1 protein-coding gene is annotated in these 1,786 nt (G+C 53.2%); it reads left to right on the top strand.

Going from position 1 to position 1,786, the window contains the following annotated elements; all coding sequences use genetic code 11:
• Positions 1–146 precede the first annotated feature (146 nt).
• The gene (locus HMPREF2565_RS04650) at positions 147–1,643 is read left to right on the top strand and encodes an integrase core domain-containing protein (protein ID WP_049156914.1); all 1,497 of its coding nucleotides are present in this window, start codon (positions 147–149) and stop codon (positions 1,641–1,643) included.
• Positions 1,644–1,786 lie beyond the last annotated feature (143 nt).

The following is a 1,786-nucleotide window of genomic DNA, read 5'->3' as shown; positions in this document are numbered from 1 at the left end:
AGTGTGATGTCTATGGAGTTTTTGGACACGGAGTCTAATGGCTTTTTGGACGGGGAGTCCAGATAGTTTTTGGTCACGGAGTCCAAAGACTTCCTTGTCGTGATGTCTCAAGACTTTTTGGACAGTCGGTGGGTTGGAATACCAAGATGGCTATTTCAACCCATCTCCGCAAGAAAATAGCGGACTTCGACCCAGTAAGAGACGGACGAACCGTCACCCAATTCTGCAAGGATATTGGCGTATCTCGCCAAACCTATGCCAACATCAAACGCCGCGTTGAACAACGCGGCCGTGCAGGCATCCTGCCTGACTCCACCGCCCCGCATTCCCCAGCCAGAATCTACGATGATCACCTTCGTCAGAAAGTCATCACAGCTCGATCAGTGCTCAAGGCCCGGGGACGTGACTATGGCCCGTGGTCGATCTATTACTACCTCATTGATGACCTTGGTTTAGAGCACCCACCGGCACGGTCTACGATTGCGCTTTGGCTCCACGAAGCTGGTGTTGCTGAGGCCAATGCCCGTAAACGTCCTCGTAAAAGCTATAAACGCTGGGCACGCGATAAAGTCGATGAGCTGTGGCAACTCGACGGGTTTGTCTATCGACTCTTTGACACTCCACATACCCAGATCACTATCTACCAGCTGGTTGATGATGCCAGCCGGTTTGATCTGGGCTCACAAGCCTTCGCCGCCAAAGAAAACGGATTCGATGCTCGCACTACCTTGGCCGCAGCAATAGAAACGTATGGTCGCCCGCAGGAACTTTTGACCGATAACGGTGAAGCTTTTGCCACCTATCACCGGGGCCGATTGTCCGATACCGAGCGCTGGCTCGCCGCCCAAGGTATCTGGTCCATTGCAGGTTTTGGCCCGCAAACCCAAGGCAAAGATGAACGCTCGCATCAAACTATGACCAAGTTTCTCGATGCACGCCAACCTACGACACTTCAGCACGTCCAACAGCTGTTGGACGACTACCGCGAGTTTTACAACACCAGGCGCCGCCATCAAGGCCTGCTAGTCGGCAAAATGCACATCACTCCAGCCCAAGCCCGTGAGCACTTCGCCCACGCTCAATCCCCAACACAACCCATTGACCCGGATCTGCTGTGGGCCAAGATTGTGAAGTCATACCGGGATACGCACTCAGAAAGCGCGATACACCACGAGCATCGTATCGAGAAGGTTAAAGAGGCGATGGTGCCGGTTGTGGGAGAAGTTGCAGCTTCTCCCACAACCATCGATGACGATAACGAACCAATCCAGCAAGAATCATCTCCTACCGTCAGTCCCACCGTAGACGGTCTATCCGCCCAGTCAAGCAACGCCTGGGGTATCCCCGACACACTGTGGATCAACAAAAGCGGAGTGGTGCGCATCCTGGGCTATGGATTCTATGTAGGACTCCGGTTTAAAAACCGGCTCATATACAGCCACGTTACCGATGACACCGCTGAGTTCTTCACTGATCATGATGGTGAAGCACTGTTTTCATTCCCACTGCCCATCAAGCTACTTGAGCGTCCAGCCGGCGGACAGATCAACATCGGGCATGTCGAAGGAATGTGGCACCGCCGGCCACCAGAGATCAAACCAATCCTGTCGCGTCCGCGCCCGTCGAGACGAAAGAAACCATAACCGGTAAGACGAGCTAGAGACTGTCCAAAAACACCAAAGACTCCCTGCCCAAAAAGCAGGGAGACTCCACGTCCAAAAAGTCATTGGACTCCTAGCCCAAAAAGTTACTGGACTCCGTGTCCAAAAAGTCCATGGACATAACA

It is taken from the genome of Corynebacterium sp. HMSC072A04, from assembly GCF_001809235.1.
In the GTDB taxonomy this organism is placed as follows: Bacteria; Actinomycetota; Actinomycetes; order Mycobacteriales; family Mycobacteriaceae; genus Corynebacterium; species Corynebacterium hiratae.
Note: the sequence above shows the minus strand (reverse complement) of the source record. Positions and strands in the feature narration are given on the sequence as shown.